This window comes from Brenneria alni (genome assembly GCF_003666245.1).
Taxonomy (GTDB): domain Bacteria; phylum Pseudomonadota; class Gammaproteobacteria; order Enterobacterales; family Enterobacteriaceae; genus Brenneria; species Brenneria alni.
Map to the genome: position 1 here is coordinate 1 of NZ_MJLZ01000040.1, position 26563 is coordinate 26563.

A 26563-nucleotide genomic window follows, 5' to 3' on the forward strand; every position below is an offset into this window, starting at 1 on the left:
TGCGGTATTAGCTACCGTTTCCAGTAGTTATCCCCCTCCATCAGGCAGTTTCCCAGACTTTACTCACCCGTCCGCCGCTCGTCACCCAGGGAGCAAGCTCCCCTGTGCTACCGCCCGACTTGCATGTGTTAGGCCTGCCGCCAGCGTTCAATCTGAGCCATGATCAAACTCTTCAATTTAAGATTTGTTTGATTCGCTAACTTAATAGCCATGCTCAAAGAATTATCAACTGTTCATTCGTAATGAATTTACTGTCAGTCACTCTTCAAGACTTTCTTATATCGCTTGCCGATACCGTCTTGTGAGTGCCCACACAGATTGTCTGATTAAATTGTTAAAGAGCAGTGCGTCATGGACTGAGCCGCTAACGCGAGGTGGCGTATATTACGCGTTCCCCTTTCAGAGTCAACAGTTAATTTTTAACGTTTTCCCTTACTTTACCAACCCGGTTATGCGTTCACCGCGCCGTGTCGATGGAGGCGCATTATAGGGATCCCCTCTCGTTACACAACCACTTTCTCGATCTTTTTTTCCGTTCGCGTATTTTTCAACCCTTTCGTTGAGATCTTATTCGATCAGGGTTACTTTCAGCTTGCTGCCATCATGTATCTGCCGATATTTTGTTTACCGGTTAACATATGACGTAGTTAATAAGGGGGTTGTTGATGGGATCTGAAATCGTTCGCGGCTATAAAGGTGCATTTCCTGATATTGGTGAGAATGTCATGATTGACCAATCAAGCGTGGTCATAGGCAAAGTTACCCTTGGTAACGATGTCAGCATCTGGCCTCTGGTGGTGATCCGGGGTGATGTTAACTATATAAGCATTGGTGCGAGGAGTAATATTCAAGATGGTTCCGTGCTACACATTACGCACAGTTCAGAAAAAAACCCGGCGGGTAACCCATTAATCATCGGGCAAGATGTCACTGTAGGGCATAAAGCGATGTTACACGGATGCACGATCGGTAACCGTGTATTAATCGGGATGGGATCTATCATCCTTGATGGCGCGATCGTTGAAGATGATGTGATGATCGGCGCCGGCAGTCTCGTGTCTCCGGGAAAACGTCTGGAAAGTGGTTACCTGTATCTCGGTAGCCCGGTCAAAAAAGTTCGCTCCCTGAGCCAAGAGGAAATAGAAGGACTGTTGTACTCGGCAAATAACTATGTGCGCTGGAAAGATGATTATCTTACCCAAGATAATCAGTGGGTTCCTGCTTAAGCTGTTCAATGACGGGAACGACATCCGGCATTACACCATGCCAAAGTTGAAAGGCATGAGCTGCTTGCCCCACCAGCATTCCCAAACCATCCGCATAACGAGTTGCCCCACATTGTACACACCATGCTAAAAAAGGCGTCAGCTTTGGCAAATAAAACATGTCATAGCAGTGCGTTTGTGGAGATATTAATGTGGTAGGCAGTTCAGGGACATTGCCATGGATACCTGATGACGTTGCATTAATAATCAGTTCGAAATCCCGCCCGTGCAAATCATCTAACGCCACCGCATGGATATTACCGACATAACTGAATATTTTGGCTAAACCATCGGCTTTGGAAAACGTTCTGTTGGTTAGTACAATCGAACAGCCATAAGCCAGCAGCGGCTGGATAACGCCACGCGCCGCGCCGCCCGCGCCAACCAACAAAATGCGATCCTGAGGTTGGATAAAATTCAGGCGCTGTAAATCACTTAATAAACCGATACCATCGGTATTATCACCAAGCAAACGTCCATCGTTCAGTTTCTTCAACGTATTAACCGCTCCAGCAAGCGATGCACATTCGCTCAATTCATCAACTTCAGCAAAAGCCCGTTCTTTAAACGGCGCGGTGATATTCGCCCCATAGGCGCCATCATGAAAATAGCGTCTCAACACTTTCTCAAAACTGTCTAAAGGGGCCAATAAGCGCCTATAGGTAAGATCAATACCTGTCTGAGAAGCAAATAGCTCATGTATACGCGGCGACTTACTATGCGCGATTGGATTACCAAAAACAGCAAAAGATTTTATCTCAGACACCCTATTCTCCAATCTTTACGTTAACCCTGGCGCAACAGCTCACCAGTTAAAACATCTCTAATCTCTGAAGGATTTATCCTTCCGCCTACATTTCCGCGCAAAACAGGAAAATCATTACCAAACTGTTGATAAACTTCCTGTTCGGAACGGCAAGGCGACTGCCCACTCAAATTAGCACTGGTTGAAACCAGAGGCTTGGCATAACCAAGACACAACTTTTTCACCAATGGATGTGCGCTGACCCGTACAGCAAGAGAGTTAAATTGCCCTGTCAGCCACTTTGGTGTTGTGGACCTAGCTGGGATCACCCAGGTAACAGGCCCAGGCCAACTGGAGAACATTGTGTTTTTTTGATCGTCGGACAGCGCGCTATCGTCTACATAAGGCACTAGTTGCTGATAATCAGCGGCAATAAGAATCAACCCTTTCTGCCACGGACGTTGTTTCAGTGCCAACAGACGCTTAACCGCAACCTCGCTGTCTGGATCGCATCCCAGGCCAAAAACGGCTTCGGTGGGATAGGCAACGACTTTTTCGTTTCTTAATGCCTGCAATATGGGAATCAGTAAATCATCAGAGACATCATTCATTGTTATCAACTTCAGCCGTTGCTGGCTTTCCACACAGTTTACTGGCGCAAAAAAGGCGGTTGCCTTTCGCTGTTTTCTTCTCAATAAGTAAAGGGTAGCGGCAATGAGGGCACTCCCCTGCTACCGGTTTATTATTGAGCGTAAACTGACAAACAGGATAACGATCACATGCATGAAACACTTTTCCATAACGTGATTTACGCTGCAACAGTGTTCCCTTACGGCACTGCGGACAGCTCAATGCTGTTCCATCCGGGCGATCGATCGCCTCCGTGTGATTACACTCAGGATAGTTTTCACACCCAATGAACATGCCATAACGCCCTTGCCTTAGCACTAAGGTTGACTGGCAATTCGGGCAGATCTGCCCATCAAGCACCTTAACCACGTGACCATCGGCCTGAGCTTTAAGCGGACGAATGAATTCACATTCAGGGTAACGGGTGCAGCCAAGAAAAGGCCCGTGCCGCCCTGAAAGGATAACCAGCACAGACCCGCATTCAGGGCATATCTCTTGTTTCTTGTCGGCAAAAAGTACGGTCTTAGCCATTTCTTATCCATTGCACATCAAGCTATTGCAAATAACCGTCATTTTCCTCAAACAGAAGTTCTTCCATTTGCTGGTAAGCATTCTCACAACCAGGCACGTTGAAAAGCACCATAAGAATGACCCATTTCAGATCTTCCAGATCAAATTCCAGTGTATCAAGCGCCATCACCCGATCGATAACCATCTCGCGGGTTTCAAGGCTCAACACTTGAATCTGCTCCAGAAATAATAAAAAACCACGACAGTCGGCATCAAGACGCTGTTCTTCATCCTGCGTATAGATGCGTATTGCCAGTGGATCATGCGCCAGATTGAGCGGTGTAGTCTGCCCCTCCTGTATATCGGCCAATTTTTCCAACCAATTCAGCGCACTGTAGATATCATTACGATCAAATCCCGCACGGGTGAGGTCATCAGTCAACGAATCCTGATCGACACGCATTTCAGTTTCATTGTGGATATAAGTTTCAAACAAGTACATGAGTACGTCGAACATGGCCTGCCCTCCTTAATCGGACATAGCCGCCGGGTACTGCTGCGATCCATCCTGCTAACTCCAGTTCCAATAGTTTACCTACTATCTCTGGCACAGATTGGCCGGCACGTTCAGCGACAACGTCAACAGGTGTAACCTCATCTCCTACGTTAGCCAACACATCAGCAAATGGCAATTCAACTTCATCATTGACGGCAGAAATAGTGCTATCAGTTTCAGCAGGGAGCCATTGAATCCCGCTCATTAGTTGTTCGACAATATTTTTAGGATGAGTGACAAGGTAGGCCCCCTGTTGAATCAGCCAGTGTGTTCCTTCTGTCATCGGGTTACCTATAGGCCCAGGTAAAGCAAACACTTCCCGCCCTTGTTCCAACGCATAACGGGCAGTCACCAGCGATCCACTGCGAATCGATGCCTCGACAACCAATACGCCCAGACTCAACCCGCTGATAATACGATTTCTTCTTGGAAAATTAGTAGGCAACGGCAACGTCGCTATCGGGAATTCAGAGACTAATGCGCCGCCGTGTTCCAGGATTCGATCGGCAAGCTTTTGATGACGGCGAGGATAAATATATGCCAATCCACTACCTAATACCGCGATCGTCTTTCCCTCTACATCAAGTGCGGCTCGGTGTGCAATACCATCTATCCCAACAGCCAACCCGCTTGTTATGATGAGGTTATTCAGCGCCAATTCTTGTGCAAAGAATTGCCCCCATTGCTCACCATACGTACTATTGTTGCGACTGCCAACAACCGCAATTTGTGGCCGTGCCAATAAAGAGAGATCGCCTGCAACAAAAAGCAAGAGTGGAAAGGTGCTGATATTACCGAGCAAAAATGGGTATCTTTTATCAATACAGGTCACAATATGGTGATCAGGTTGCGACAGCCAGCACAGCGTTTTTTCTAAAATTTTCGGGTCAAGCTGTTGGAATTGTTCAGCCTGAACTTCCGTCAGGCCAAGTGACATTAAGGCGCTTCTGTCGTAATCGCCCATGGCAATAAGTTTTCCGGCCATTGCCCCAGCTCGACTGGCGCCCAGATGTCTCACGCCCATTAAGCGCAACCAGATTTCCGTTGATAACATCGTACATCCCTTATTCCGCTGGATTCAGGTCGACCGTGCAATTAAGTGTAGATGCTGTCAATCGGTACAGGAAATGTCTAGAATAGACTTTGATACCCTTTCATCACTCGGATACAGATCTAAATATATATGTCAGTTTTGCAGGTATTACATTTTCCGGATGAGCGGCTTCGCATCAAGGCGCAGCCCGTAAAAGAAGTCAATGCAGAAACACAGCGTATCGTCGATGATATGTTCGATACTATGTATGAAGAAGAAGGCATTGGCCTGGCCGCCACACAGGTTGATATTCATCAACGTATTATTGTTATTGATGTTTCAGAGGAACGAGATCAAAGACTGGTTTTGATTAATCCCGTACTTCTTGAGAAGAGCGGCGATACCGGTATAGAAGAAGGTTGCCTGTCGATTCCGGAAACAAGAGCGCTTGTGCCGCGTGCCGAACATGTAAAAGTGCAGGCTGTGGATCGGGAAGGTAACGCTTTTGAACTGGAAGCTGACGGCCTGTTAGCCATTTGTATTCAGCATGAAATGGATCATCTGGTTGGGAAACTGTTTATCGACTATCTCTCCCCGCTTAAGCGCCAGAGAATTCGTCAAAAACTGGAAAAACTGGCTAAACAAAACAGCCGGAATCAATAATTTATTTTCCTGACAGGAAACGATGTGTCTGATTCTTTACGTATTATCTTTGCTGGAACACCTGACTTTGCAGCGCGCCACCTTGACGCGCTGTTATCATCTCGACATCAGGTCGTTGGCGTATTCACTCAACCCGATCGCCCGGCAGGAAGAGGCAACAAGCTTACGCCCAGCCCGGTAAAAATCCTGGCCGAACAGCATGATATACCAGTGTATCAACCCAAATCGCTGCGCCAGACCGAAGGCCAGGAAATGCTTGAGGCACTCCATGCGGATGTAATGGTTGTTGTTGCCTACGGTTTGATTTTACCGCAAACCGTTCTGGATATGCCGCGTCTCGGTTGTATCAATGTGCATGGTTCACTGCTGCCACGCTGGCGGGGCGCTGCGCCGATTCAGCGTGCGCTATGGGCAGGAGATACGACCACCGGCATTACAATCATGCAGATGGACGTTGGCCTCGATACCGGCGCAATGCTGCATAAGATTGAGTGCCCTATTCTTCATGAGGATACCAGCGCAACGTTATACGCAAAACTGGCTGAACTAGGCCCTCGCGGGCTATTGGAAACGCTTGAGCAGCTTGCTGATGAACAGCTCGTAGCAGAACCTCAGGATGATGCGCTGGCAACCTATGCAGAGAAACTCAGCAAGGAAGAGGCGCGTCTCAACTGGCAGCTTTCCGCCGCCCAACTTGAACGCTGTGTACGGGCGTTCAATCCGTGGCCAGTCAGCTATTTTGTCGTGGATGAACAGCCGGTCAAGGTATGGAAAAGCGAAGCATTCCCAGCAGAGCATCACGCTTTGCCCGGCACTATTTTACAGTCTGACAAGCATGGCATTCAGGTCGCCACGTCAGACGGCGTGTTGACGATCATTGAATTACAACCCGCCGGTAAAAAAGTGATGGCAGCACAGAACTTACTTAATTCACGGCGAGAATGGTTTATTCCGGGTAAGGTTCTGGCCTGAACGATGTTTAATGCCAGCGATAATCGCCAGTATACCTATCTATTACATAGTCGCTAACTAATGAAAAATGCATATAACCTTCGCAGTATTGCCGCTAAAGTGGTAGGGAAAGTAGTAGATCATGGGCAGTCTCTCAGCAACTTATTACCTACATATCAGTGTGATATCGCTGACAAAGATCGCGCATTATTGCAGGAACTGTGTTTTGGCGTACTGCGTGTTTTGCCACAATTAGAGTGGTGTATTCAGCAACTGATGGCAAAACCGTTAACGGGAAAACAGCGCCCGTTGCATTACCTTATTATGGTTGGCATGTATCAATTGCTATATACCCGGATCCCGGCGCATGCCGCACTGGCTGAAACGGTAGAAGGTGCCGTGGCCATGAAGCGTCCTCAGCTTAAAGGGCTGATTAACGGCGTTTTACGTCAGTTTCAACGCCAGCAGGACGAACTGCTGCAACGCGTAGCAAACAACCCCATACGCTACCTGCACCCAAACTGGTTATTGGCTCGCATTAAACATGCATATCCTGAAGACTGGGAAAGAATTGTCGAAGCCAATAACCAGAGGCCACCAATGTGGCTGCGGGTGAACCGGTTGCACCACACCCGCGATGAATATCTCCCCCTACTGGAACAAGAAGGCATCGAAGCCTTACCGCATCCTGATTATCCCGATGCTATCAGGCTGTCTGTGCCATGTGCGGTCAATCTGCTTCCTGGGTTTACGCAAGGATGGGTGACCGTACAAGACGCCTCAGCCCAGGGGTGTATCCATTGGTTGTCGCCGCAAAACGGCGAACACATCCTCGATGTTTGTGCGGCACCCGGCGGTAAAACAACCCATATTCTCGAAGCGGCGCCGAAAGCGCACGTGCTGGCTGTCGACATCGATGACAATCGGCTTAAACGCGTGAAGGAAAATTTACAGCGCTTAGGACTTGAGGCCGAACTGAAGCAAGGAGATGGCCGTCACCCGGAACGCTGGTATGGCGATAAAAGATTTGATCGCATCCTGCTTGACGCCCCTTGCTCCGCGACGGGCGTGGTTCGTCGCCATCCTGATATAAAGTGGCTGCGACGCGATAGCGACATCGCCGAACTCGCTTTACTCCAAAAAGAGATTCTTAATGCAATCTGGCCATACCTTAAAACTGGCGGAACTTTGATCTATGCCACCTGTTCTATCATACCCGAAGAAAACCATCAGCAAATACAGGCGTTTTTGATGTGCCACGCCGATGCTGAACTGATTGGCACCGGCAATAACTCGCATCCAGGAATACAAAAACTCCCCAGCCCGGATGATGGCGATGGATTCTTCTACGCGAAACTGGTAAAAAACTGACATTGCCTCCAGTATTGTCTACAACCACACAGCTATAACATACTCGGCAGAATGAATTATTATGAAGATTATTATTCTTGGCGCTGGTCAGGTAGGTGGTACGCTGGCAGAAAATCTGGCAGGGGAAAATAACGATATCACCGTCGTCGACACCGATACGACACGTTTACGTCAGCTTCAGGATAAATTTGATCTCCGTGTGGTCACGGGCTACGCATCCCATCCGCGTGTTCTGCGTGAGGCGGGTGCAGAGGATGCAGACATGTTGGTTGCGGTAACCAACTCCGATGAAACTAACATGGTCGCGTGCCAAATAGCCTATTCACTTTTCAATACTCCTAACCGTATCGCACGGATTAGATCTGCTGAATATATACGTGAAGCCGACCATTTATTTCTGCCAGAAGCCGTTCCCATTGATCATTTAATCTCTCCAGAACAACTGGTGATCGATAATATTTATAAGCTGATTGAATATCCTGGTGCTCTTCAAGTGGTTAATTTTGCACAGGGTAAAGTGAGTATTGCTGCCGTAAATGCCTATTATGGCGGCCCGTTAGTCGGAAACGCATTGTCATCTATACGTGAACATATACCCCACATAGAAACACGCGTTGCCGCGATTTTCCGTCATGACCGCCCTATCCGCCCCCAGGGTTCTACCGTTATCGAAGCGGGAGATGAAGTATTTTTTGTTGCTGCATCACAGAATATTCGAGCCGTAATGAGCGAGCTACAGCGGTTGGAAAACCCGTATAAACGCATCATGATCGTTGGTGGCGGAAATGTAGGTGCCGGGCTGGCTCAACGGTTAGAAAAAAATTACAGCATTAAACTGATAGAACATAATGCGGAACGAGCTGCCGAGCTTGCAGAATTATTGCAGGATACCATCGTTTTTCATGGCGATGCCTCAGACCAGGAACTCCTTGCAGAAGAACATATCGAGCAAATTGATGTATTTATCGCTATCACCAACGATGATGAAGCCAACATCATGTCGGCCATGCTGGCTAAACGGATGGGAGCAAAGAAAGTCATGGTGCTTATCCAGCGTCGAGCCTATGTTGATTTAGTACAAGGAAGCGTGATTGACGTTGCTATTTCCCCACAGCAGGCAACTATCTCCGCACTATTAAGCCATGTGCGTAAAGCTGATATTGTCAGCGTATCTTCACTACGCCGAGGGGTCGCCGAAGCTATTGAAGCTATTGCTCATGGTGATGAAGGCACATCAAAAGTTGTGGGCCGGATGATTGAAGATATAAAACTGCCACCAGGCACAACCATCGGCGCTATTGTTCGTGGAGATGATGTCATCATCGCCAATGATAATACCCATATCGAACAAGGTGATCATATTATCATGTTCTTAACTGACAAAAAGTTCGTACCTGATGTGGAAAGATTATTCCAACCAAGTCCATTCTTCTTGTAATCAAAAGAGATAATTTTTTAAACATCACAAGGCGACATGGAAAATATAAAACTATTTGTTAAAATTAATTTATCTTTTTATTGAGGAGAGTGGTTATGAGCATCATCAAAGAATTCCGTGAATTCGCTATGCGCGGTAACGTAGTCGATCTGGCCGTTGGGGTTATCATCGGGGCTGCATTCGGAAAAATTGTGTCGTCGCTGGTGTCCGATATTATAATGCCCCCCCTGGGACTATTGATCGGTGGTGTGGATTTCAAACAATTCAGTCTGGTATTACGTGATGCTCAAGGTGATACACCCGCAGTGATTATGCACTACGGTGTTTTTATTCAAAATATTTTTGACTTCATTATTGTCGCGTTCGCTATTTTCATGGCGATTAAACTAATGAATAAAATGCGTCGTAAACAAGAAGATGCACCCGCAGAGCCACCAAAACCCAATGCAGAAGAAATATTATTAACGGAAATACGCGATCTGCTAAAAAATCAGCAACAGCCTAAACTGTAAAAGTCATTACAACCGATTTATAACATACTGTTCTGATTCTAAAGCCACCGTAATAATCCACACCATTAAAAACTCAGAAAAGTAAAAAGGGCAGAGGTAAATAATCACTCGATTGCTTACCTCTGCCCTCCCAACTTCCCTTTTTTTCATGTTTCTCTTTTCTGCGATAACTGCCTTTACCTTTGCTATTTATCTCAATGCGTTGACGGAATAGCGGGTCATGCAGCAAAGCCTCAATAGCTCTATTCTGGATTTTCCCTCGTTTATGACGATATACATCCATACTTACCTCTAATAATCAGGATGGAAAATAAAACTGGATGAGTATAGATAAAAATCAGGCCACAATATAGGCTGTGAACGGAATTAATCTTGAGAGTTAAACACCTTTTTTAACGAACTGGCGTTTTCACAATGCAAAAAATCAGTATTGATACCTCGTTGCTGTAAACTCAGCTCAAGCAACCGAAAGCGACGTGAAACAGACTCATACTCTGGTGAGGCTTGAGAGATGTTTTCCAGTAAGTCAGCTAACTTAAGCGCTTCTTTACGCTCTTCAAGTTCCATTGGCAGGCAACCGGCGTTTTTTAGCAGCCGATAAGCTACCCTCAGATCTGGCGGTACACCGCTATCATCCTCCAACATTAATGGACGACCAGCACCAGGAAGATTGTCAAAAAGGCCATCTTGTTGAGCAAGCACAATATGGTGTTCAACTAATTCATCAATCAGCCACATATTAACCTCTGAAGCGTTAACACTATCTAAGGTTAGCGGATTTTAGACATAAAAAATGTCCGCTGTCAAGCCCTAAACGCGAGCATGCAGCTACTCGAAAGGTCTTAAGAGACAACAGGTTAGGCCAGATTTCGACTGCTGCGTGCGTTGGCCCGATTTCGATATAGGTGCCACATAGGCGCTTCGCGGTAGCAAGCTCAGGGGCAGCGTAGCGGGCAGAGGCGGATCGTAATGATATGCCTCGGATTATCGCAAGCCACCTCAAAGCGAAAGCGCAGCCCGTGGGCTGCGCTTTCGTCGTGAGCGTCGAAAGAAGTGTTCTCTCGTCAAGGTTGCTTCGGTGGTGCGGCCCTGATCGTGGTTCCTTTCTTGAATCCCCGATCGCCCGCGATGAACGCCTCCAGCATGTGCGGAATCAGTGTCACCGCATCGACCGCTTCGCCATAGGCCTGCGCATGCAGCGCGGCGTAGCGGTCGAGGTCGGCCTTCAAGCCGGCCGGGCAGGCGAAGGTCAGCTTCGTGGACTCCAGTTTCGGCAGCGGCCCCAGCCGCAGTTTCTTGGTCGTGCTCATCGCATCGCTCCCTTGTTGAAGAACAGTGGCTGGTACGGCCGCAGCACTAGGTCGTATGCCGCGTCCAGAACTATGCCGAGTCGGGTGCACAAGGAGCGATGAATGACCATGTCAGCAGGCCAATGTAATGCGTTGGATATCGGCATAGTTTCGTCTCTAGAGTTGGTTGAGGAAGGCCATCAATCGGTCGTCAGGGCGGAACTTGCCCGGCTTGCTGTCGAAGGGAATCGTCTTGGCAAGGATCTTCTCCTTCAGCGCGAGGTCCGCATCGAGATAGATGTGCGTGGTCTCGATGGATTCATGTCCGAGCCACAGCGCGATGACCGAGGTTTCCACCCCGGCATGGAGCAGGTCCATAGCCGTCGTATGACGCAGGCAGTGGAATGTGATGTGCTTGTTCTTGAGCGAGGAACAGTTCTCGGTGGCAGTGACCAGGTGCTTTTGCAGAAGGTGCGCCACGGCATCCGCACTCAACTGCCCGCCACGCATGCTGGGGAAGACGAAGCGGTCCTGGGCGACACCCGTTTCATCGAGCCACGCTTGGAGCACTGCGGCAACAGGCTTGCACAGCGGGATGGCTCGCTGCTTGCGCCCCTTGCCAAGGACTTCGACCCGGGCGCCTGTACCGAACGTCGCGTCCTGACGCTTCAGGGCGGTCACCTCGGACAGGCGCAGTCCCGTTTGCAAGGTCAGCAGCAACAGCGCGTGATCCCGGCGGCCACTCCAGATGCGCCTGTCAGGCGCACTCAGGAGAGCATCGGCCTCCGGGCGGCTCAGGAAGTCGATCAGCTTGCGATCGAACCGCTTGGCCGGCATCGCGAGGACACGCTGTATCTGCGCGCTGTGCGTCGGCATCTCGTAGGCCGCGAAGCGGAAGAACGATCGGATGGCGGTCAGGCGCAGATTGCGCGTCTGGGCAGTCACGCCCCGCGTCTTCTCCAACTCCGTCAGGAAGGCACCGACCAGCGGCGCGTCGAGCTTCGCGAAGTCCAGCCGCTCAGGAGAGGTGTGCAGCCTCTTTTGCACGAAGCGAAGCAACAGCCTGAACGTGTCTCGGTAGGAACTGATCGTGTGCGCGCTGACGCGTTTTTGCTGCATCAGGCGCTGCGTGAAGAACCGCTGCAAGAGGACGGGGAAGGTTGGGACCGAGGGAGTCATGCTGGGGTCTCCCAACGATGCTCAAGCCGCGCCATCGCCTGCGTCATGAGCGAGGGGTTCTGATGCAGATACCAATAGGTGTAGGCCAGATCGGTATGCCCAAGATAGGTGGACAGCGCAGGCAATCGGCGTTCAAGGTCTGCGCCTTCTCGGTAGCAGCGGTGCAGTACCTCGACCGCCATGGTGTGGCGCAGATCGTGCAGGCGGGGGCCTTTGGCATCCATTGCGCCACGCAGTCCGAGCTTGCGGGTCAGCCTCAGGAACGACAGATCCAGAACACCATGGGTCACTCGGCAGCCGAGCGGCGATATGAAGAACGGCTCGACGGCCTTGCCGGCCAGGAACTCATCGCGGTGCTGGCGATAGGTTTTCAGTGCCTCGCAGGTCGTCGCATGCACAGGTACCAGCCGATCCTTGCCGAACTTCGCGTTGCGTATGGTCAGCACGCCGTTGTCGAGGTCGACGTCCTCCAGATCAAGATTCAGAACTTCACCGACGCGCATCCCCGTGACGCTCAGCAGACCGAAGATCGCGTAGCGCGACCAGCGCGAGATCGGCTTGGCACCACGGCGGCGTTGCAAGCTTGCCGCCAGCACACGCCGGACCTCGTCTTCGCTGAAGATGTGAGGCCGGAAGGTGCTCCTGTGCCGCGGCAGCAAGTCCGTGGCAGGAATCTCGGTGCGGGGATCGGTGAGGGAGCGATAGCGGGCGAAGCTGCGCACCGCGCGCAGCCGGCCAGCGTGGTAATTCGTATCTGTCGATGCAGGCTGCTGCGCCCATTGCAACGCCAACTTCGCCGTGATGTGCGTGGCATGGCGATGCTCCATGAAGGTGGCGAAGTCCGGGAGCAGCCGCCCGTCCTTCTTGAGCTTGAAGCCGAGGGAGCGGCGCAGTGCCAGATAGTCGGAGATGTCGTCGCGCAAGCTGTTCATCACAGTTCTCCCGGCCATGGCAGAGCGACTTCGCGCAAGGCATCGATGTCCACCTTTGCATACCGCCGAGTGGCCTGCGGGCTGCGGTGGCGCAGCACCTGGCCGATCTCGGTCAGCGATGCCCCCTGGCGCAGCATGTCTACGGCAAGCGCATGGCGAAGCTGATGCGCTCCTCTGGACCGGGATTCGATGCCCGCGCGCACCATCGCACGCGCGACGATCTGGTCAATGTCGCTGGAGGACTTCAGGCCGTCGAAGGGCGCGCGCGAGCGCAGGAACACCCGGCGGCTGCTCGATGGCGGCCGCCCATGTTCAAGGTAGGCCGCGATCGCCTCTCCGGCGTCATGGGGCAACGGCAAGGGTCGCTGCACACGGCTCTTGCCATGCACGGTCAAGCAACCTTCGCCCCAGTCGATATCGCCCAGTTCAAGCTGGACGACCTCACCAGCACGCAGTCCGAGCCGTGCCAGCAGCAACAGGATGGCGCGATTACGCAGTCCGGCCGGCGCTCGCCATGTCTTGCTCGCGCGCAGGAGAGCTTGGACACAGTCCGCCGGCATCGCCCTAGGAATCGACGCCATGGACCACCCGGCCACCGAGGGCACTGCCGCCGCAAGATCGACATGGATGTAGTCGCGGGACCTTGCAAAGCGGAAGAACGAACGCAATGCCGTGGTGATGTGCTTGGCCGATGCGAACGTGCGGTCCTTTGGCGCCTTCCTGCGCAGGTAGCTCGCAATTTGACTGGTGTGCACGCAGGCGAGTTGCGGGTCGCTCGCGCTCAAGACATTCGTCAGAAAACGCCGGACATAGCCGACGTAGTTCTCGATGGTCGTCAGCGCCAGTCCTCGATCTTCCAGCAGGCAGGACGCGTACTCCTGCAACACCGAGTCAATACTCGACGCCTTGGCCAAGGCCGTGGACTGACCTTCGACAACGCCCTTTTCCCGAAGCCAGGCCACTACGCCAGACAAAGCGATATGGTCGCCGGCCTTGGGAAGTCGATATCGGGCGCGATCGCGCAGGAACGCATCTTCGTATTCACCGGCGATCTCGTTGATCGCTATGCCACCTCGACTCAGCCACCGACTGAACTCGGCAATCAGGAAGGTTTTCTTCCAATACGCAACCTGCGAATATCCTTGATCGGCAAGGTATTCGGCATACGGCTCCAGATAGGGAGCCAGTGGCCCCTCGGCTTGCAGTCGGGAAGGCCTTTTTCGACAGGGTCTACTCATAGCGACCTCCTTGGAGGCTTACCCGGTTTGAACCGGACTATGCCGACCAAGTTCCGCTGGGACACCTCTGAAAGGAAGCATATGAACATCCGACTCGGCATAGTTCTGGACACGGCATACGATTTGGTATTCCGCTAGCGGAATACCAGATCGCGGTTGACGATGATGCGCACCGGCAGGCCCGACCGCTCGGTCAGCGTCGGCTGGATGTTGAAGTTGCGCCCGGTCATCTCTTGCCCGACCTGGTTCACGCTGTCCTGCAGACTGTCGCGCCCAGCGATGATGATGCGGTCGCCATCCTGGCGGTTCTCGGGCGCGGCCAACTCGGCGCCGACGCCCAGCAACGTGGTCAACGCTGCGCCAGCGAAGATGCGGCCCCAGTGGTAGTCCACGTCGTCTTCCAGCCCGGCATAGCCGGCCGGGTCGGCTCCGACCAGGTTGTCGAGCGTGAGCGAAGACGTGTCGGGCAGGATGATCCGATTCCACACCACCTGCACGCGGCTCTGCCCGTAGCTGACCTGGCTGTTGTAGCGGCCCAGGATGCGCGAACCCTGCGGGATCAGCAGGAAGCGCCCGGTAGCCGTGTCATAGACCGGCTCCGTCACCGTGGCGATCACGTCGCCCGGCAAATCCGACTTGACGCCCGTCACCAGTGCCCCGGCGATGACTGTCCCGGCCATCACCTGATACGGCGAAGCCGGCATTTGCAGATTTCCGGAATTACGGGTTTCCGCGGTTCCGGCTTTCTGGAACGCCTCTTTCTGGTCTTGCTGGTTCTGTACCGCCGTCGGGTCGGCAGGCTGCGCCGGTGTGGAGGCTGGCCCGGCAGCCATCGGGTCGAACGCCGCATTGGCGGCGAAGCCCGGAGCGGCGGCGACCTGCGACTGCGCCGCCGCAGCAGCCCTCTGCGTGCCTGAGCGGAAGAACACGGACGATGCTGCGGCCGCTTCGGCTTCCTTGCGCAGCGCATCGTTGGGGTCGTGACCGGGGGCCGCGTAGGCAGCCGTCACGGGCTGCTGCGACTTGACGATGGCGGGGCCAAGATCGCCCGGCAGTGGCGGTCCCAGCTCGGGCACCGCGGGCGGCAAGGCCGGCGGCAGCTTGGAGTAGTCCGCCGGCAGCGCGTCCAGTCCTTCCGACTTGGAGACGCGATCGACGTTGTAAAGCTCGGTCTGCTCATTGGCCCCGCGCCGCTGCGGTTGCAGCGACCACATCAGCGCGCCGAGCACGGCGACCGATAGGCCGCCAGCGAGGATGGCCAGCGTGCGCCGGTTCAGGCGCGTGACCGGGCGCGGCTGGGCGCGCAGCGCTACCGCTTCGGGTGCGATCTTGCCCGCCGCCTGTGGCGCGGCGAGGTCGGGAGTGTCGTCCTGGCTCATGGTCAGTTCCTCCGCGCAACGCCGTCGGTGCGCTCGATCCGCACCACGTCGCCCTTGTCCCCGCCCAGGCGCAGTTCCGCCGCGCCGAACAGGCGATCCACGATGTAGTAAGGCGGGCGGAAACGGTAGTTCACCAGTTGCCCATCACCCTGCGCACCGATGACGAACAGCGGCGGCAGTTCGCCTTGGGCGATACCCGGCGGGAACTGGATATAGACCTTCTCGCCATCATCGAAGGCCCGCTGCGGCTTCCACGGCGGATTGCTGCCGCTGATCGCGTAGCGAAAGCGGATCTTCTCCAGCGCCAGGCCGGTATCGACCGGCGCGGCGGCACTGGCCGCCTGCGACTGGCACTGCAAGGCCAGCATCCGGTCTTTCGGGTAGTCCCATGACACCGACGCCATCCATGCCTTTTCCGTGGAAGTCAGTTCCAGCAGGTACGTCCTGCGGCTGGTGGTGATGACCAGATTGGTTTTCAGGCCCGAGCGGGTGGGCTTGACCAGCACATTGACGCGCAGTGCATCACCGCTGCCGCTGGACGTGTCGCCGACGATCCAGCGCACGGTGTCGCCGGCAGCGACAGTCACCAGTTCCTCGCCGGGCTGGAGCGAAACCACGGTGACGCGCCCCGGCGCGGCATAGACCTGATACAACGCGCCGTCGCTGTACGGCCACACCTGAATCGCGTTGACGTAGCCCTCGCGAGTCGGCGCGATGCGCGCTTCTGCATTGGCGCGCGAGACGCGCACCTTCTCGTCGGCCGGCTCCGGTGCGGGCGTGGCCGCATCGACTTCCGGCAGCGGCTTCAACTGCGCCGGTAGCGCCAGCGGCTCGGGCACGGCGACGACTTCGACCGGCTTGGGCGGCTCGGGCAGCGGCTGCGCCTGCACCGGTTCATCGAGCGAGATGGATGGCGGCGGCTTGCCCTGGGAGGCGCAGCCCGAGAACAAGACAGTCGAGGCCAGCAGCATCAACGGCAAAGCGTAAAAGCGGAAAGGCAGGTTCATGGCGTGGCTCCTTCGGAAGAATCCAGTTCGCGGCTCCACGACAGGCCGTTGACGTAGATCCCCAGCGGGTTCTTGCGCAGGCGCTGTTCGGTGCGCGGGGTTTGCAGGACGGTAGAAAGCACGGCGTTCCAGCGTTCGGTGCCAGCGGGCGCGCCATTGACGAACCGCTGTTCTGTCCAGCGGACGTTGAACGAGGCATCGCTGGCGCGCGTGACGCTGGTGATCTGCACCGTCACCGACTCGCGGCCAACACGGGCGAACGGATCGTTCTTGCTCGCGTAGTCGTTGAGCACCGCCGCGCCCTTGTCGGTGGTGTAGTCGTAGGCATCGAGCCAGTTCTGCCGGACCACGATGGGGTCGATGGACAGCGAGCGCACCAGCGTCACGAAGCGGGCCAGGTGATGCGCGATCTGCGCATCGGCAGGCCGGTACGGCGTGGCGGCCTCGCCCACGGTGCGCACCTGGCCGGACTGATCGACTTCGATGACGTAGGGCGTCACGATGGACTGCGCCGAACGCCACACCAGGCCGCCGGCCATCAGCAAGGCCAGCACCAGGCAGCCGAAGGCCATCAGCCGCCAGTTCTTCGCCTGCACGCGGGCCGAGCCGATACGCTCGTCCCACACCTGGGCGGCGGCTTGATACGGGGTGGCAGGCTGCGGCGTATCGGCATAACGCACCTGCGGTCGTTTGAATCGCATGGTCAGTTCTCCTTGTGAATCGCTTTAGTCGTCGGAGCCGCGCAGGCTCGGGCCTTGCCCGGAGCCGCCGCCATCGCCACCGCGCAGCGTGTGGGCGGCAGTGGTCGCGGCATGGGTGATCTGCTGGCGCCGGTGCATCCGCTTGGCCCATGCGGGCTGCTCTTGCTTCTGCGAGCTGGCGGCGCTGTCTGCGGCTTCCCCTGCGGCTGCCTGGCCGGAGCCAGCCGCACCGGACGCAGCGCCGTCACCGGCCTCTGTACCGTTCCATCCAGCGCGGAAAGAGCCGGTGATCTTCTGCGCAGCGCCGGACGCCCCGGATGCGACGCTGCGCCCGGCAGCCTGCGCACCGGTCTTGGCGACATTGCCCAAGCCGGCCATCGCGCCCTTGGCCCCGCCGCCTGCAGCGGCGGAACCGGCTTGGAATGCCGACTTGGCGCTACCGGCCGCCGAGGTGGCGGCACGCGCACCGGCGCCGGCCAGCTTGGCAGCCGCAGGCGCCATGCGTGCGCCGGCCACGACCGCACCGCCCACCCCGGTTGCGGCAGCACTAATGGCAACGGCCGTGCCGGCGGCGCCAATGGCAGCACCGGCCATCGCTCCTGCGCCAAGCTGCGGCGCACCGGAGACGAGGCCTGTGGCGATGCCGGGGCCGAAGATGCCCAGCGCCAGCAGCGCGAGCGAGGCCAGCATCACGACAAGGGCGTGGTCGATGGAGGGTTCGTTGGGGTGAACTTGGAACTCGGCGAACAGGCCCGAGCCGATGCCGACGATGACGGCCAGCACCAAGACCTTGATGCCCGAGGACACCACATTGCCCAGCACCTTCTCGGCGAGGAACGAGGTCTTGTTCCAGAGCGCGAACGGCACCAGCACGAAGCCGGCGAGCGTGGTCAGCTTGAACTCGATCAGGGTGATGAAAAGCTGGATCGCCAGCACGAAGAAACACAGGATGACGGTGAGCCAGGCGAGGAACATCACCACGATGGGGTCGATGTTCACGAAGACTTCGGGGAAGCCCGCCATGTCGCCGATCTGGTCGAGGATCGGCGCACCGGCGTCGATGCCGGTCTTGGCCAGCCGCCCCGGTTGCAGGAAGTTGTCCATCGTCATGGTCGAGCCGGTGGCCGTCAGGCCAAGCCCGGCGAACGAGCGGAAGACGATGCCAGCCAGCCAGTTGAAGTTGCCGATGATGTAGGCGAAGGCACCGACGTAGAGCACCTTGCGCAGCAGCTTGACGATCACGTCCTCGCCCAGGCCGGTGGCGTGGCTCATGGCCCAATACAAGCCGGCGATGGTCATGTCGATGACGATCAGCGTGGCGGTCAGGAACGCCACTTCACCTTGCAGCAAGCCGAACCCGGAGTCGATGTAGCGCGAGAACGTATCGAGGAAGCGGTCGATGATGGTCACGTCGTTCATGGCGCGTCCTCTCCTATGGGTTCATCGAAGCTCGCCGGAATCGGCGGCAGCTCGGCCAGCGTCCGGTATTCATCCGGCCCGGCCTGGCCGGAGAAGAAGCGCCGCCGGAAGGCTTCGGCGGCGGCGCGGCAGTCGTCTTCGCCCACGGCCTGCCGGTCGGCCGCGCACTGCGCACGCAACGCCTTGAGCCGCACGGGATCTGCGGTCAAAGCGTCGGCCAGACTCTCGGCCGACTGCTGGCCGCAAGCGGCCAGCAGTACGGTCAGTAGCGAAACCGACAAGACGGAAGCGCATCGCATGGCCGCCTCCGTCAGTTGTTGTAGAAATTGACGGACTGCGGCGTGTACGGCGTGCCGGTGCCGAGGAAGCGCCGCCGCACTTCGCGGGCGCGCTCGGTAGCCGCCGCCTGCCGCGCCAGTTCCAGCGACGCGGCGCGGTCTTGCGTGATCTGGAGCTGCTGGGACTGGATGGACTGCTTGGCCTGCAAGGCAAGAAGCTGATTGGTCGCCTGCTGCGCCTGCAAGGCGCCGGTGGCCGACTGGCTCTGGCTCACGAGGTCGGCCAGCGCGCTTTCGTCTTGCGCCAGGTTCTGCGACACCTGCGCCTGCATCCGCATCGCGGTATGCAGGCCATCGAGCGTGTTCTTCCAGCGTTCGCGGGCGTCTTGCGCCATGCGGTCGCCGCTGATGGTCGCGGCGTACTGCTCCGGGTACAGACGGGCAAACGTGGCATCCATGCTCTGCACGTCGTAGGCCAGTCCCTGCGCCTCGGCGATCAGGCGTTCGGTAGTGGCCAGCGTGGAGCGCAGGCGGTTGACGATGTTGAAGTCCAGACTCGCGAGATTGCGCGCCTGGTTTATCAACATCTGGGCCTCGTTCTGAAGCTGATTGATCTGGTTGTTGATCTGCTCAAGGGTGCGGATGGCGGTTAGCGTGTTCTGCACCAAGTTGACGGGATCAACGAAGGTCAGCGCCGCCGCCGGCTGGGTAAGCATCAGCGAGCCGGCCAGCGCGGCGGCGAGCGAAGCGGAAAGCACACGGGTCTTCATAGCGAAACCTCCAACGGTTGAGAAGCGAGGAACGAAGCCGCCGCCGGCGAGGACGGCAGCAGGTCGGCGGCCCAGTCGAGGCCGCGATGGCGCAGCCACGCACCGGCGAAGCCGGGAGCACCGGCGAAGCCGGGAGCACCGGCCTGCGTCAGCACGCGGTCAATGTCGCGTTGGTCTTGCGGTGTGGATGCGCCCGCGAAGGCGAGCGCGGCCGGCCCCAGGTCGAGGTCGAACAGGCGATTGCCGAGGCGCGATTGGTAGTAGTAGTCGCGCTTGGGCTGGGCGGTGGCGACGATCTCGATTTGCCGGCTGTTGAGGCCGAAGCCCTCGTAGATCGTGCGAATCTGCGGTTCGTTCGCCTGCGGGTTGGGTAAGAAAATCCGACTCGGGCAGCTCTCGATGATCGCGGGCGCGATGGTCGAATCCTTGATGTCGGCGAGCGACTGCGTGGCGAAGATCACCGACACGTTTTTCTTGCGCAGCGTCTTCAACCATTGGCGGATGCGCGCGGCGAAAGACGGCTCATCGAGGAACAGCCACGCCTCATCGAGAATCAGCAGCGTGGGCGCACCGTCGAAACGCTCATCGAAGCGGGCGAATAGGTAGCGCAGCACCGCTTGCACGGCGGCGGGGCTGTGCATCAGTTCTTCCATCTCGAAGCCCTGCACGTCACCGAAGCCGAGACGATCGGTGTCCGCGTCCAGCAGCTTGCCGTGCGCGCCACCGAGCACATAGGGCGCAAGTGCCTGCCGTAGCGCGTTCGATTGCAGCAGTACCGAGAACCCGGTCAACGTGCGCTGCTCAACAGGCGCCCCGGCCAAGCTGCCCAGCGCCGACCAGATGACCGCCTTTTCGTCCGGGCCGACCGTCATGCCCTCATGCAGCAGGCGGCCTGCCACCCATTCCCCCGCCCAGGAGCGATAGCTTTCCCGGTCGATACGCGCGAGCGGCTGGAAGGCAATGCCGCCATCGGTGCCCAAGTCGTAGTGCTCGCCGCCCAGGCCCAGGATGGTGGCGCGCATCGAGCGGCCCATATCGAAGGCGAACACGCGCGAGCCGCGATAGCGGCGGAATTGCTGCACCAGAATGGCAAGCAACACCGACTTGCCCATACCGGTCGGGCCGGCGACCAGCGTGTGGCCTACGTCGCCGATGTGCGTCACCAGCCGGAACGGCGTGGCGCCATCGGTGCGGGTAACGATCAACGGCGGGCCGTCCAGGTGGTCGTTCTTCTCCGGCCCGGCCCATACGGCGGACAGCGGCATCATGTGCGCCAGGTTCAGCGTCGAGACGATGGGCTGGCGGACATTCGCGTAGGCATTGCCGGGGATGGACGACAGCCACGCATCCACGGCGTTCAGCGTTTCGGGGATGGTCACGAAACCCCGGCCCTGGATGACGCGCTCCACCATGCGCAGCTTCTCGTCGGCCGCGGCCGGATCGGCATCGAGCACCGTCACCGTTGCAGTGAAGTGACCGAAGGCAACCTGATCGCCACCCAGATCCTGCATCGCGGCATCCGCGTCGGCCGCCTTGTTGCTGGCGTCGGTATCAACCAGCGGGCTTTCCTGCTGGAAGATGGTTTCGCGCAGCAGCGCGATGACGTTCTTGCGCTTGGCGAACCATTGGCGACGCAGGCGGCCGAGTTCCTTTTCCGCTTCGGCTTTGTCCAGGCAGAGAAAGCGCGTGCTCCAGCGGTAGGCGAAGCCCAGGCGGTTGAGGTCGTCCAGCAGGCCCGGCCAGGTCGAGGTCGGAAAGCCCCGCACCGACACCACGCGCAGGTGCTGGTCGCCCAGCGTGGGCGCCAGGCCTCCGACCAGCGCGGAGTCGGCCAGCAGCGCGTCGATATGGAACGGCACCTCCGGCACGGCCACCGGATAGCGCCGCGTGGATACCGTGGCGTGGAGGTAGGTCAGCGTCTCGGCGTCATCGAGCCAGGCGATTTCCGGCATCACGCCATCAAGCAAGTCGAAGACGCGATCAGTTTCCGCCACGAATGCATCGAGCCGACCGCCCCAGTCCACGCCATCGCCGGGCGCGTTCTCGTAGAGCAGCTTGGCCGCGCGGGCGCGCGATTCCTCGGGCGGCAGGTAAGCCAGCGTCAGGTGATAACCGCTCTCGAAGTGATGCCCCGATTCCTCGAATCCGGCGCGGCGTTCCTCGTCCACCAGCCAGGACAGCGGTTCGGGAAAGTCGGAGTGCGGGTAGTCCGCCGCCGGCCGGCGCTCGGCTTCGATGAACAACGCCCAGCCCGAACCCAGCCGGCGCAGCGCGTTGTTGAGCCGTGCCGACGTGGCGATCAGTTCGCCCTGTGTGGCGCTGTCCAGATCCGGCCCGCGAAAGCGCGCCGTGCGCTGGAAACTGCCGTCCTTGTTCAAGACGATGCCCGGCGCGATCAGCCCGGCCCACGGAAGCCAGTCGGCGAGCAAGGCCGGGCGCTGGCGGTATTCGGCAAGGTTCAGCATGGCGGCGGCCCCCTACACGTCCAGCAGCGGCTTGTGCTTGATGTGCCGGGCGAAGACCTGCATGAACTGCGGATCGACGCGCGCACCCCACACCGCCAGCGAATGGCCGACGATCCAGAGCACCACACCGGGAACCCACAGTTGCAGGCCCAGCCCGACGGCGGCAGCCAGCGTGCCGTTGGCAATCGCCACGGTGCGCGGCGCACCGCCTAGCAAGATCGGTTCGGTCAGCGAGCGATGCAACGGAATCTCGAAGCCGGACGCGAAGCCCGGCGTTCCTTCGTTAGCGGCGCTCATACGACGGCCCCGCCGGAGAAGCTGAAGAACGACAGGAAGAACGAGGACGCCGCGAACGCGATGGACAGACCGAACACGATCTGGATCAGCTTGCGGAAGCCGCCGCTGGTATCGCCGAAGGCCAGCGCCAGGCCGGTGGAAATGATGATGATGACCGCGACGATGCGCGCCACCGGCCCCTGGATGGATTCGAGGATGGAGGTCAGCGGGCCTTCCCAGGGCATGCTGGAACCGGCGGCCTGCGCGGTGCTAGCCGTCATCATGACGGCGGCCAGCAGCAGGCCGTGCTGCGCCGGCGCGGCCAGGCGCCGCAGACGCGCGAAGGCCGAAGCCGGATTTACGGAAATGCGGAAAGCTTGAATGTGCATCTGCGTCATGGCAGTTCTCCAGAGGGGTCAGGGGACGGGGAAGGAACTGGCGGCAGCTCGGGAAACGGCGTTTCCAGCGCATCCGCCGTGCGATAGCCCGCGCCGTCGAAACCGACGACTCGTGCGATGCTTTCGACGTGGCGCTTGCGGCCACGCCCGGCGATGTGGATGACGACGTTGATGGCCTCGGCGATCAACGCGCGCGGTGGATTCACCGCCACTTCGAGAATCAGTTGCTCCAGGCGAAGCAGCGCGCCCAAGGCGGAACCGGCGTGAATCGTGGCGATGCCGCCGGGGTGGCCGGTGCCCCACACCTTGATGAGATCAAGTGCCTCGCCGCCACGCACCTCGCCGACGATCACGCGATCAGGGCGCAGGCGCATCGTGGCGCGCACCAGCTCCTGCATCGACACCACGCCCGCGCGCGTGCGCAGCGGCACATGGTCGCGAGCGGCGCATTGCAGCTCGATGGTGTCTTCGAGCACCAGCACGCGGTCGCCCGTGGCAGCGATTTCCGCGAGCAAGGCATTGGCGAGCGTGGTCTTGCCGGTACTGGTACCGCCAGCGATCAGGATGTTCTGACGCTCGCGCACAGCGCGGCGCAGGAAGTCCGCCTGGCCGGCAGTCAGAATGCCGTCGGCCACATAGCGATCCAGTCCGATGATGCTCACGGCTCGCTTGCGCAGCGCGAACGCTGGCCCCGGCGCGGCCGGCGGCAAGATGCCCTCGAAACGCTCGCCGGTTTCCGGCAGCTCGGCGGTCAACAGTGGTTGTCCGCGATGCACTTCCGCGCCGACATGCGCGGCCACCAGGCGAATGATGCGTTCGCCATCGGCCTCGGGCAGTTCGACGCCCAGCGGCGCACGGCCCGACGACAACCGATCGACCCAGAGGGTGCGATCAGGGTTGAGCATGATTTCCACCACGTCCGGGTCTTCGAGCGCGGCGGCGATCAGCGGCCCCATTGCCGTGCGCAGCATCTGGATGCGGCGATCCTGTGAAGTGCTGGCCGACGAGCGTGGTTCGGGCGGGGTCTGCGGAACGGCGCTCATGAGGCACGCTCCGTAGCACGTTCATGGGCTTCGGCGAGCGCCTCCGCGTCATCCATCCGCATCGGATCGGGATGCAGTTCTTCCACTACGTCGCGCACCAGGCTCCGGCCGCGCAGCAGGTGCCTGCCGAGCTGTTCGATGAATTGCTCGAAACGCGCTTTGCCTTGAGCGCGGGCTGCGTCTTGATGCGCCTCGGGCACCGGCGTGCTGACGGTCAGGAAATAGCGGACAAACAGCGCCAGCGTCTCGATCTGGATGTTCTGATCGCGCTCCAGGCGCTCGGTCTGCCGCGACAGGCGATCCAGCCGCTTGGCAATGGCGGCCTCGCGTTGGTCGCCCGCGTCCGGCGACAGCCACGACGCCAGCGCCGCCGCGACGATGCTGGATTTCGAGACGCCTTTCTTGGCGGCCAGTTCTTCCAGCCGCTTGGCGTGCTCGTGTTGGATGAACAGATTAAGGCGGTATTGGCTCATAGGTCGATTCCGTCGTTGGGGTCGAGAGAGGCCAGCCGCGCCGTGCGTTGCATGGCGGGATCGAGCTGGCGGGGAAGCGGCAATAGGTCGTCGTCATCGAGCAGCGACAGATCGTTGGACGTGTGTTCCAGCTCTGGGTCGTAGGCAACGGTTTCTGAGAGTTCGGGTTGGCGGCGTGGACCGCCGTCGTCGGTGCGACCCAGCTCATCGGCGGACGCAGTGGGTGATGCGGCTGGCACGGCCGGAATCGCCAGGCAACTCCAGTCGTCGGCGCGGGCCGGTGGCACGTCGGCGTACTGCCCGGCCGCGAGCGCGGGCGGCGGCAGCACGCGCTGCTTGAAATTGGCGTCGGCGTAGTAGCGCAGCTTCTTCGCCTTGATCGGCGCGACGCTGGACACCATCACCACTGCTTCGTCGGGCGGAAGCTGCATCACTTCGCCCGACGTCAGCAGCGGGCGAGCGGTTTCCTGGCGCGACACCATCAGATGGCCCAGCCACGGCGCGAGCCGGTGGCCGGCGTAGTTGCGCTGCGCACGCAGTTCGGTGGCTGTGCCCAGCGTTTCGGAAATGCGCTTGGCGGTGCGTTCGTCGTTGGTGGCGAACGTCACCCGGACATGGCAGTTGTCCAGAATCGAATGGTTCTGGCCGTAGGCTTTGTCGATCTGGTTGAGCGACTGCGCGATGAGGAAGCTGCGGATGCCGTAGCCGGCCATGAAGGCCAACGCCGTCTCGAAGAAATCCAGACGCCCCAGCGCCGGAAACTCATCAAGCATCAGCAGCAGCTTGTGGCGGCGTTCGATACCGTCGCTGCCATCGAGCGATTCGGTGAGGCGCCGCCCGATCTGGTTCAAGATGAGCCGGATCAACGGCTTGGTGCGGCTGATGTCCGAGGGCGGCACCACCAAGTACAGCGACACAGGTGATTCGGACGCGATCAGGTCGGCGATGCGCCAGTCGCAGCGCGACGTGACCTCGGCCACCGTCGGGTCGCGGTACAAGCCCAGGAAGCTCATCGCGGTGGAGAGCACGCCCGACCGCTCGTTGTCCGACTTGTTGAGCACTTCACGCGCGGCCGATGCGACAACCGGGTGCGGTGCATCGCACAGATGCTTCGTCGTCATCATCCGATGCAGCGTCAGCTCGAACGGGCACGCGGGGTCGGAGAGGAAGTTGGCGACGCCGCGCAGCGTCTTGTCTTCGCCCGCGTAGAGCACATGCAGGATGGCGCCGACCAGGAGCGCATGGCTGGTCTTCTCCCAGTGATTGCGCTTCTCCAGCGCGCCTTCAGGGTCAACGAGAATGTCGGCGATGTTCTGAACGTCGCGCACTTCATGCGCGCCGTGCCGCACTTCCAGCAGCGGGTTGTACGCGGCCGACTGCGGATCGGTGGGGTTGAACAGCAGGCAATGCGAGAAGCGCGAACGCCAGCCAGCGGTGATCTGCCAGTTCTCGCCCTTGATGTCGTGGATCACTGCCGATGCAGGCCAGGACAGCAAGGTCGGCACCACCAGGCCCACACCTTTGCCCGAGCGTGTGGGCGCGAAGGTCAGGACGTGTTCCGGGCCTTCGTGGCGCAGGTACTGCCCGTCATGCAGACCGAGAAAGACGCCGGCAGACTGCACCAGCCCGGCCTTGCGAATGTCGGCGGTGTTGGCCCAACGTGCCGAGCCGTAGGTTGTGACCAGGCGCGATTGTCGCGAGCGCCACACCGACATGGCGATGGCAACCACTACGGCGATCAGGCCGCTGCCGCCCGCAATGGCACCGCCTATGTCGAAGACGTGCGGCGCGTAGGCATCGAAGAAGAACCACCACTCAAACAGCCGCCAGGGGTGATAGACCGGGGTTCCAAAGAAGTCGAACCACGGCGAGCCAAGGCGTAGTTGGTAGGCCAGAGCGGCGGCTGTCCATTGCGTTGCACTCCACACACCCGCGATCACGATGCTGAAAACAACCGCGATCTGCCCGAACAGCACGCCCTGAGCTTGCATTGACTGGCCTCCGATTTCCTCTGCGCTGATTCCTCGTTCACACGCGGCACA

At 58.1% G+C, this 26563-nt stretch carries 29 protein-coding genes and 1 rRNA gene; 6 read left to right on the forward strand and 24 right to left on the reverse strand.

Annotated elements, in window-relative coordinates; genetic code table 11:
• Positions 1-179, reverse strand: a 16S ribosomal RNA gene (locus tag BIY29_RS15635); the annotation flags it as partial.
• Positions 180-665: 486 nt separating this feature from the next.
• Here BIY29_RS15635 and BIY29_RS15640 point away from each other — a divergent pair.
• Entirely contained in the window at positions 666-1226 is a 561-nt protein-coding gene (locus tag BIY29_RS15640; RefSeq protein ID WP_121576008.1) for a gamma carbonic anhydrase family protein, read from the forward strand.
• Here BIY29_RS15640 and aroE read toward each other — a convergent pair.
• The 5 genes from aroE to dprA are packed head-to-tail and all read right to left on the reverse strand — an operon-like array spanning position 1195 to position 4760.
• On the reverse strand, positions 1195-2031 hold the full coding sequence (gene aroE / locus BIY29_RS15645) for a shikimate dehydrogenase (protein WP_121576009.1): 837 nt from the start codon (positions 2029-2031) through the stop codon (positions 1195-1197). The genes BIY29_RS15640 and aroE overlap by 32 nt on opposite strands.
• A 20-nt stretch (positions 2032-2051) precedes the next feature.
• The gene (gene tsaC / locus BIY29_RS15650) at positions 2052-2621 is read right to left on the reverse strand and encodes an L-threonylcarbamoyladenylate synthase type 1 TsaC (RefSeq protein ID WP_121576010.1); all 570 of its coding nucleotides are present in this window, start codon (positions 2619-2621) and stop codon (positions 2052-2054) included.
• Complete coding sequence (locus BIY29_RS15655) at positions 2614-3171, reverse strand: DNA topoisomerase family protein (RefSeq protein WP_121576011.1); 558 nt, start codon at positions 3169-3171, stop codon at positions 2614-2616. Before BIY29_RS15655 ends, tsaC begins: the two co-directional genes overlap by 8 nt.
• 22 nt (positions 3172-3193) lie before the next feature.
• Positions 3194-3667: a DUF494 family protein gene (locus BIY29_RS15660; protein WP_121576012.1), complete on the reverse strand. Its 474-nt coding sequence runs from the start codon at positions 3665-3667 to the stop codon at positions 3194-3196.
• A complete protein-coding gene (dprA, locus tag BIY29_RS15665; protein WP_121576013.1) occupies positions 3639-4760 on the reverse strand; it encodes a DNA-protecting protein DprA in 1122 nt (373 codons plus the stop codon). The genes BIY29_RS15660 and dprA overlap by 29 nt, the downstream gene beginning before the upstream one ends.
• A 129-nt stretch (positions 4761-4889) precedes the next feature.
• On the opposite strand from dprA, the gene def reads away from it, so the two are divergent.
• From def to mscL, 5 genes are all read left to right on the forward strand, one after another.
• Positions 4890-5402: a peptide deformylase gene (gene def, locus BIY29_RS15670; protein WP_121576014.1), complete on the forward strand. Its 513-nt coding sequence runs from the start codon at positions 4890-4892 to the stop codon at positions 5400-5402.
• 24 nt (positions 5403-5426) lie between these two features.
• Positions 5427-6374, forward strand: coding sequence for a methionyl-tRNA formyltransferase (fmt, locus tag BIY29_RS15675; protein ID WP_121576015.1), 948 nt, complete (start codon positions 5427-5429; stop codon positions 6372-6374).
• A gap of 60 nt (positions 6375-6434) precedes the next feature.
• Positions 6435-7724, forward strand: coding sequence for a 16S rRNA (cytosine(967)-C(5))-methyltransferase RsmB (gene rsmB, locus BIY29_RS15680; RefSeq protein WP_121576016.1), 1290 nt, complete (start codon positions 6435-6437; stop codon positions 7722-7724).
• 61 nt (positions 7725-7785) lie between these two features.
• Positions 7786-9162: a Trk system potassium transporter TrkA gene (gene trkA / locus BIY29_RS15685; RefSeq protein ID WP_121576017.1), complete on the forward strand. Its 1377-nt coding sequence runs from the start codon at positions 7786-7788 to the stop codon at positions 9160-9162.
• A 95-nt stretch (positions 9163-9257) separates the two neighbouring features.
• Entirely contained in the window at positions 9258-9674 is a 417-nt protein-coding gene (mscL, locus tag BIY29_RS15690; RefSeq protein ID WP_121576018.1) for a large-conductance mechanosensitive channel protein MscL, read from the forward strand.
• A gap of 73 nt (positions 9675-9747) precedes the next feature.
• Here the strand turns inward: mscL and BIY29_RS15695 are convergent, their stop codons facing one another.
• The 18 genes from BIY29_RS15695 to BIY29_RS15780 form a co-directional block, all read right to left on the reverse strand.
• Complete coding sequence (locus BIY29_RS15695) at positions 9748-9957, reverse strand: alternative ribosome-rescue factor A (protein ID WP_121576019.1); 210 nt, start codon at positions 9955-9957, stop codon at positions 9748-9750.
• An 83-nt stretch (positions 9958-10040) separates the two neighbouring features.
• Complete coding sequence (locus BIY29_RS15700) at positions 10041-10412, reverse strand: DnaJ family domain-containing protein (protein WP_121576020.1); 372 nt, start codon at positions 10410-10412, stop codon at positions 10041-10043.
• 326 nt (positions 10413-10738) lie between these two features.
• Positions 10739-10984, reverse strand: coding sequence for a DUF2274 domain-containing protein (locus BIY29_RS15705; RefSeq protein WP_121576021.1), 246 nt, complete (start codon positions 10982-10984; stop codon positions 10739-10741).
• Between the two features lie 156 nt (positions 10985-11140).
• Positions 11141-12142: a tyrosine-type recombinase/integrase gene (locus BIY29_RS15710; protein ID WP_121576022.1), complete on the reverse strand. Its 1002-nt coding sequence runs from the start codon at positions 12140-12142 to the stop codon at positions 11141-11143.
• Positions 12139-13074 (reverse strand): tyrosine-type recombinase/integrase, encoded by a 936-nt coding sequence (locus BIY29_RS15715; protein WP_121576023.1) that lies wholly within the window; start codon positions 13072-13074, stop codon positions 12139-12141. Before BIY29_RS15715 ends, BIY29_RS15710 begins: the two co-directional genes overlap by 4 nt.
• Positions 13074-14312, reverse strand: coding sequence for a tyrosine-type recombinase/integrase (locus BIY29_RS15720; protein WP_121576024.1), 1239 nt, complete (start codon positions 14310-14312; stop codon positions 13074-13076). Before BIY29_RS15720 ends, BIY29_RS15715 begins: the two co-directional genes overlap by 1 nt.
• Positions 14313-14446: 134 nt before the next feature.
• Positions 14447-15691: a TraB/TrbI/VirB10 family type IV secretion system protein gene (locus tag BIY29_RS15725; RefSeq protein ID WP_121576025.1), complete on the reverse strand. Its 1245-nt coding sequence runs from the start codon at positions 15689-15691 to the stop codon at positions 14447-14449.
• A gap of 2 nt (positions 15692-15693) precedes the next feature.
• A complete protein-coding gene (gene trbG / locus BIY29_RS15730) occupies positions 15694-16698 on the reverse strand; it encodes a P-type conjugative transfer protein TrbG (RefSeq protein WP_121576026.1) in 1005 nt (334 codons plus the stop codon).
• On the reverse strand, positions 16695-17399 hold the full coding sequence (gene trbF, locus BIY29_RS15735; RefSeq protein ID WP_121576027.1) for a conjugal transfer protein TrbF: 705 nt from the start codon (positions 17397-17399) through the stop codon (positions 16695-16697). Before trbF ends, trbG begins: the two co-directional genes overlap by 4 nt.
• Positions 17400-17423: 24 nt before the next feature.
• A complete protein-coding gene (trbL, locus tag BIY29_RS15740; RefSeq protein WP_121576028.1) occupies positions 17424-18818 on the reverse strand; it encodes a P-type conjugative transfer protein TrbL in 1395 nt (464 codons plus the stop codon).
• Positions 18815-19117: a hypothetical protein gene (locus BIY29_RS15745; protein WP_121576029.1), complete on the reverse strand. Its 303-nt coding sequence runs from the start codon at positions 19115-19117 to the stop codon at positions 18815-18817. Before BIY29_RS15745 ends, trbL begins: the two co-directional genes overlap by 4 nt.
• A gap of 11 nt (positions 19118-19128) precedes the next feature.
• Positions 19129-19866 (reverse strand): P-type conjugative transfer protein TrbJ, encoded by a 738-nt coding sequence (trbJ, locus tag BIY29_RS15750; protein WP_121576030.1) that lies wholly within the window; start codon positions 19864-19866, stop codon positions 19129-19131.
• Positions 19863-22331, reverse strand: coding sequence for a conjugal transfer protein TrbE (gene trbE, locus BIY29_RS15755; RefSeq protein WP_121576031.1), 2469 nt, complete (start codon positions 22329-22331; stop codon positions 19863-19865). Before trbE ends, trbJ begins: the two co-directional genes overlap by 4 nt.
• A 12-nt stretch (positions 22332-22343) precedes the next feature.
• Positions 22344-22628 carry a VirB3 family type IV secretion system protein gene (locus tag BIY29_RS15760; protein WP_121576032.1) on the reverse strand — a complete coding sequence of 95 codons (285 nt, stop codon included), beginning with the start codon at positions 22626-22628 and terminating at the stop codon, positions 22344-22346.
• Positions 22625-22996: a TrbC/VirB2 family type IV secretion system protein gene (locus tag BIY29_RS15765; protein WP_476695674.1), complete on the reverse strand. Its 372-nt coding sequence runs from the start codon at positions 22994-22996 to the stop codon at positions 22625-22627. The genes BIY29_RS15760 and BIY29_RS15765 overlap by 4 nt, the downstream gene beginning before the upstream one ends.
• A 5-nt stretch (positions 22997-23001) precedes the next feature.
• A complete protein-coding gene (gene trbB / locus BIY29_RS15770) occupies positions 23002-24048 on the reverse strand; it encodes a P-type conjugative transfer ATPase TrbB (RefSeq protein WP_121576034.1) in 1047 nt (348 codons plus the stop codon).
• Positions 24045-24521, reverse strand: coding sequence for a CopG family transcriptional regulator (locus BIY29_RS15775; protein ID WP_121576035.1), 477 nt, complete (start codon positions 24519-24521; stop codon positions 24045-24047). The genes trbB and BIY29_RS15775 overlap by 4 nt, the downstream gene beginning before the upstream one ends.
• Positions 24518-26512, reverse strand: a complete 1995-nt coding sequence (locus BIY29_RS15780) for a conjugal transfer protein TraG (protein ID WP_121576036.1) — start codon at positions 26510-26512, stop codon at positions 24518-24520. Before BIY29_RS15780 ends, BIY29_RS15775 begins: the two co-directional genes overlap by 4 nt.
• Between the last annotated feature and the right edge of the window lie 51 nt (positions 26513-26563).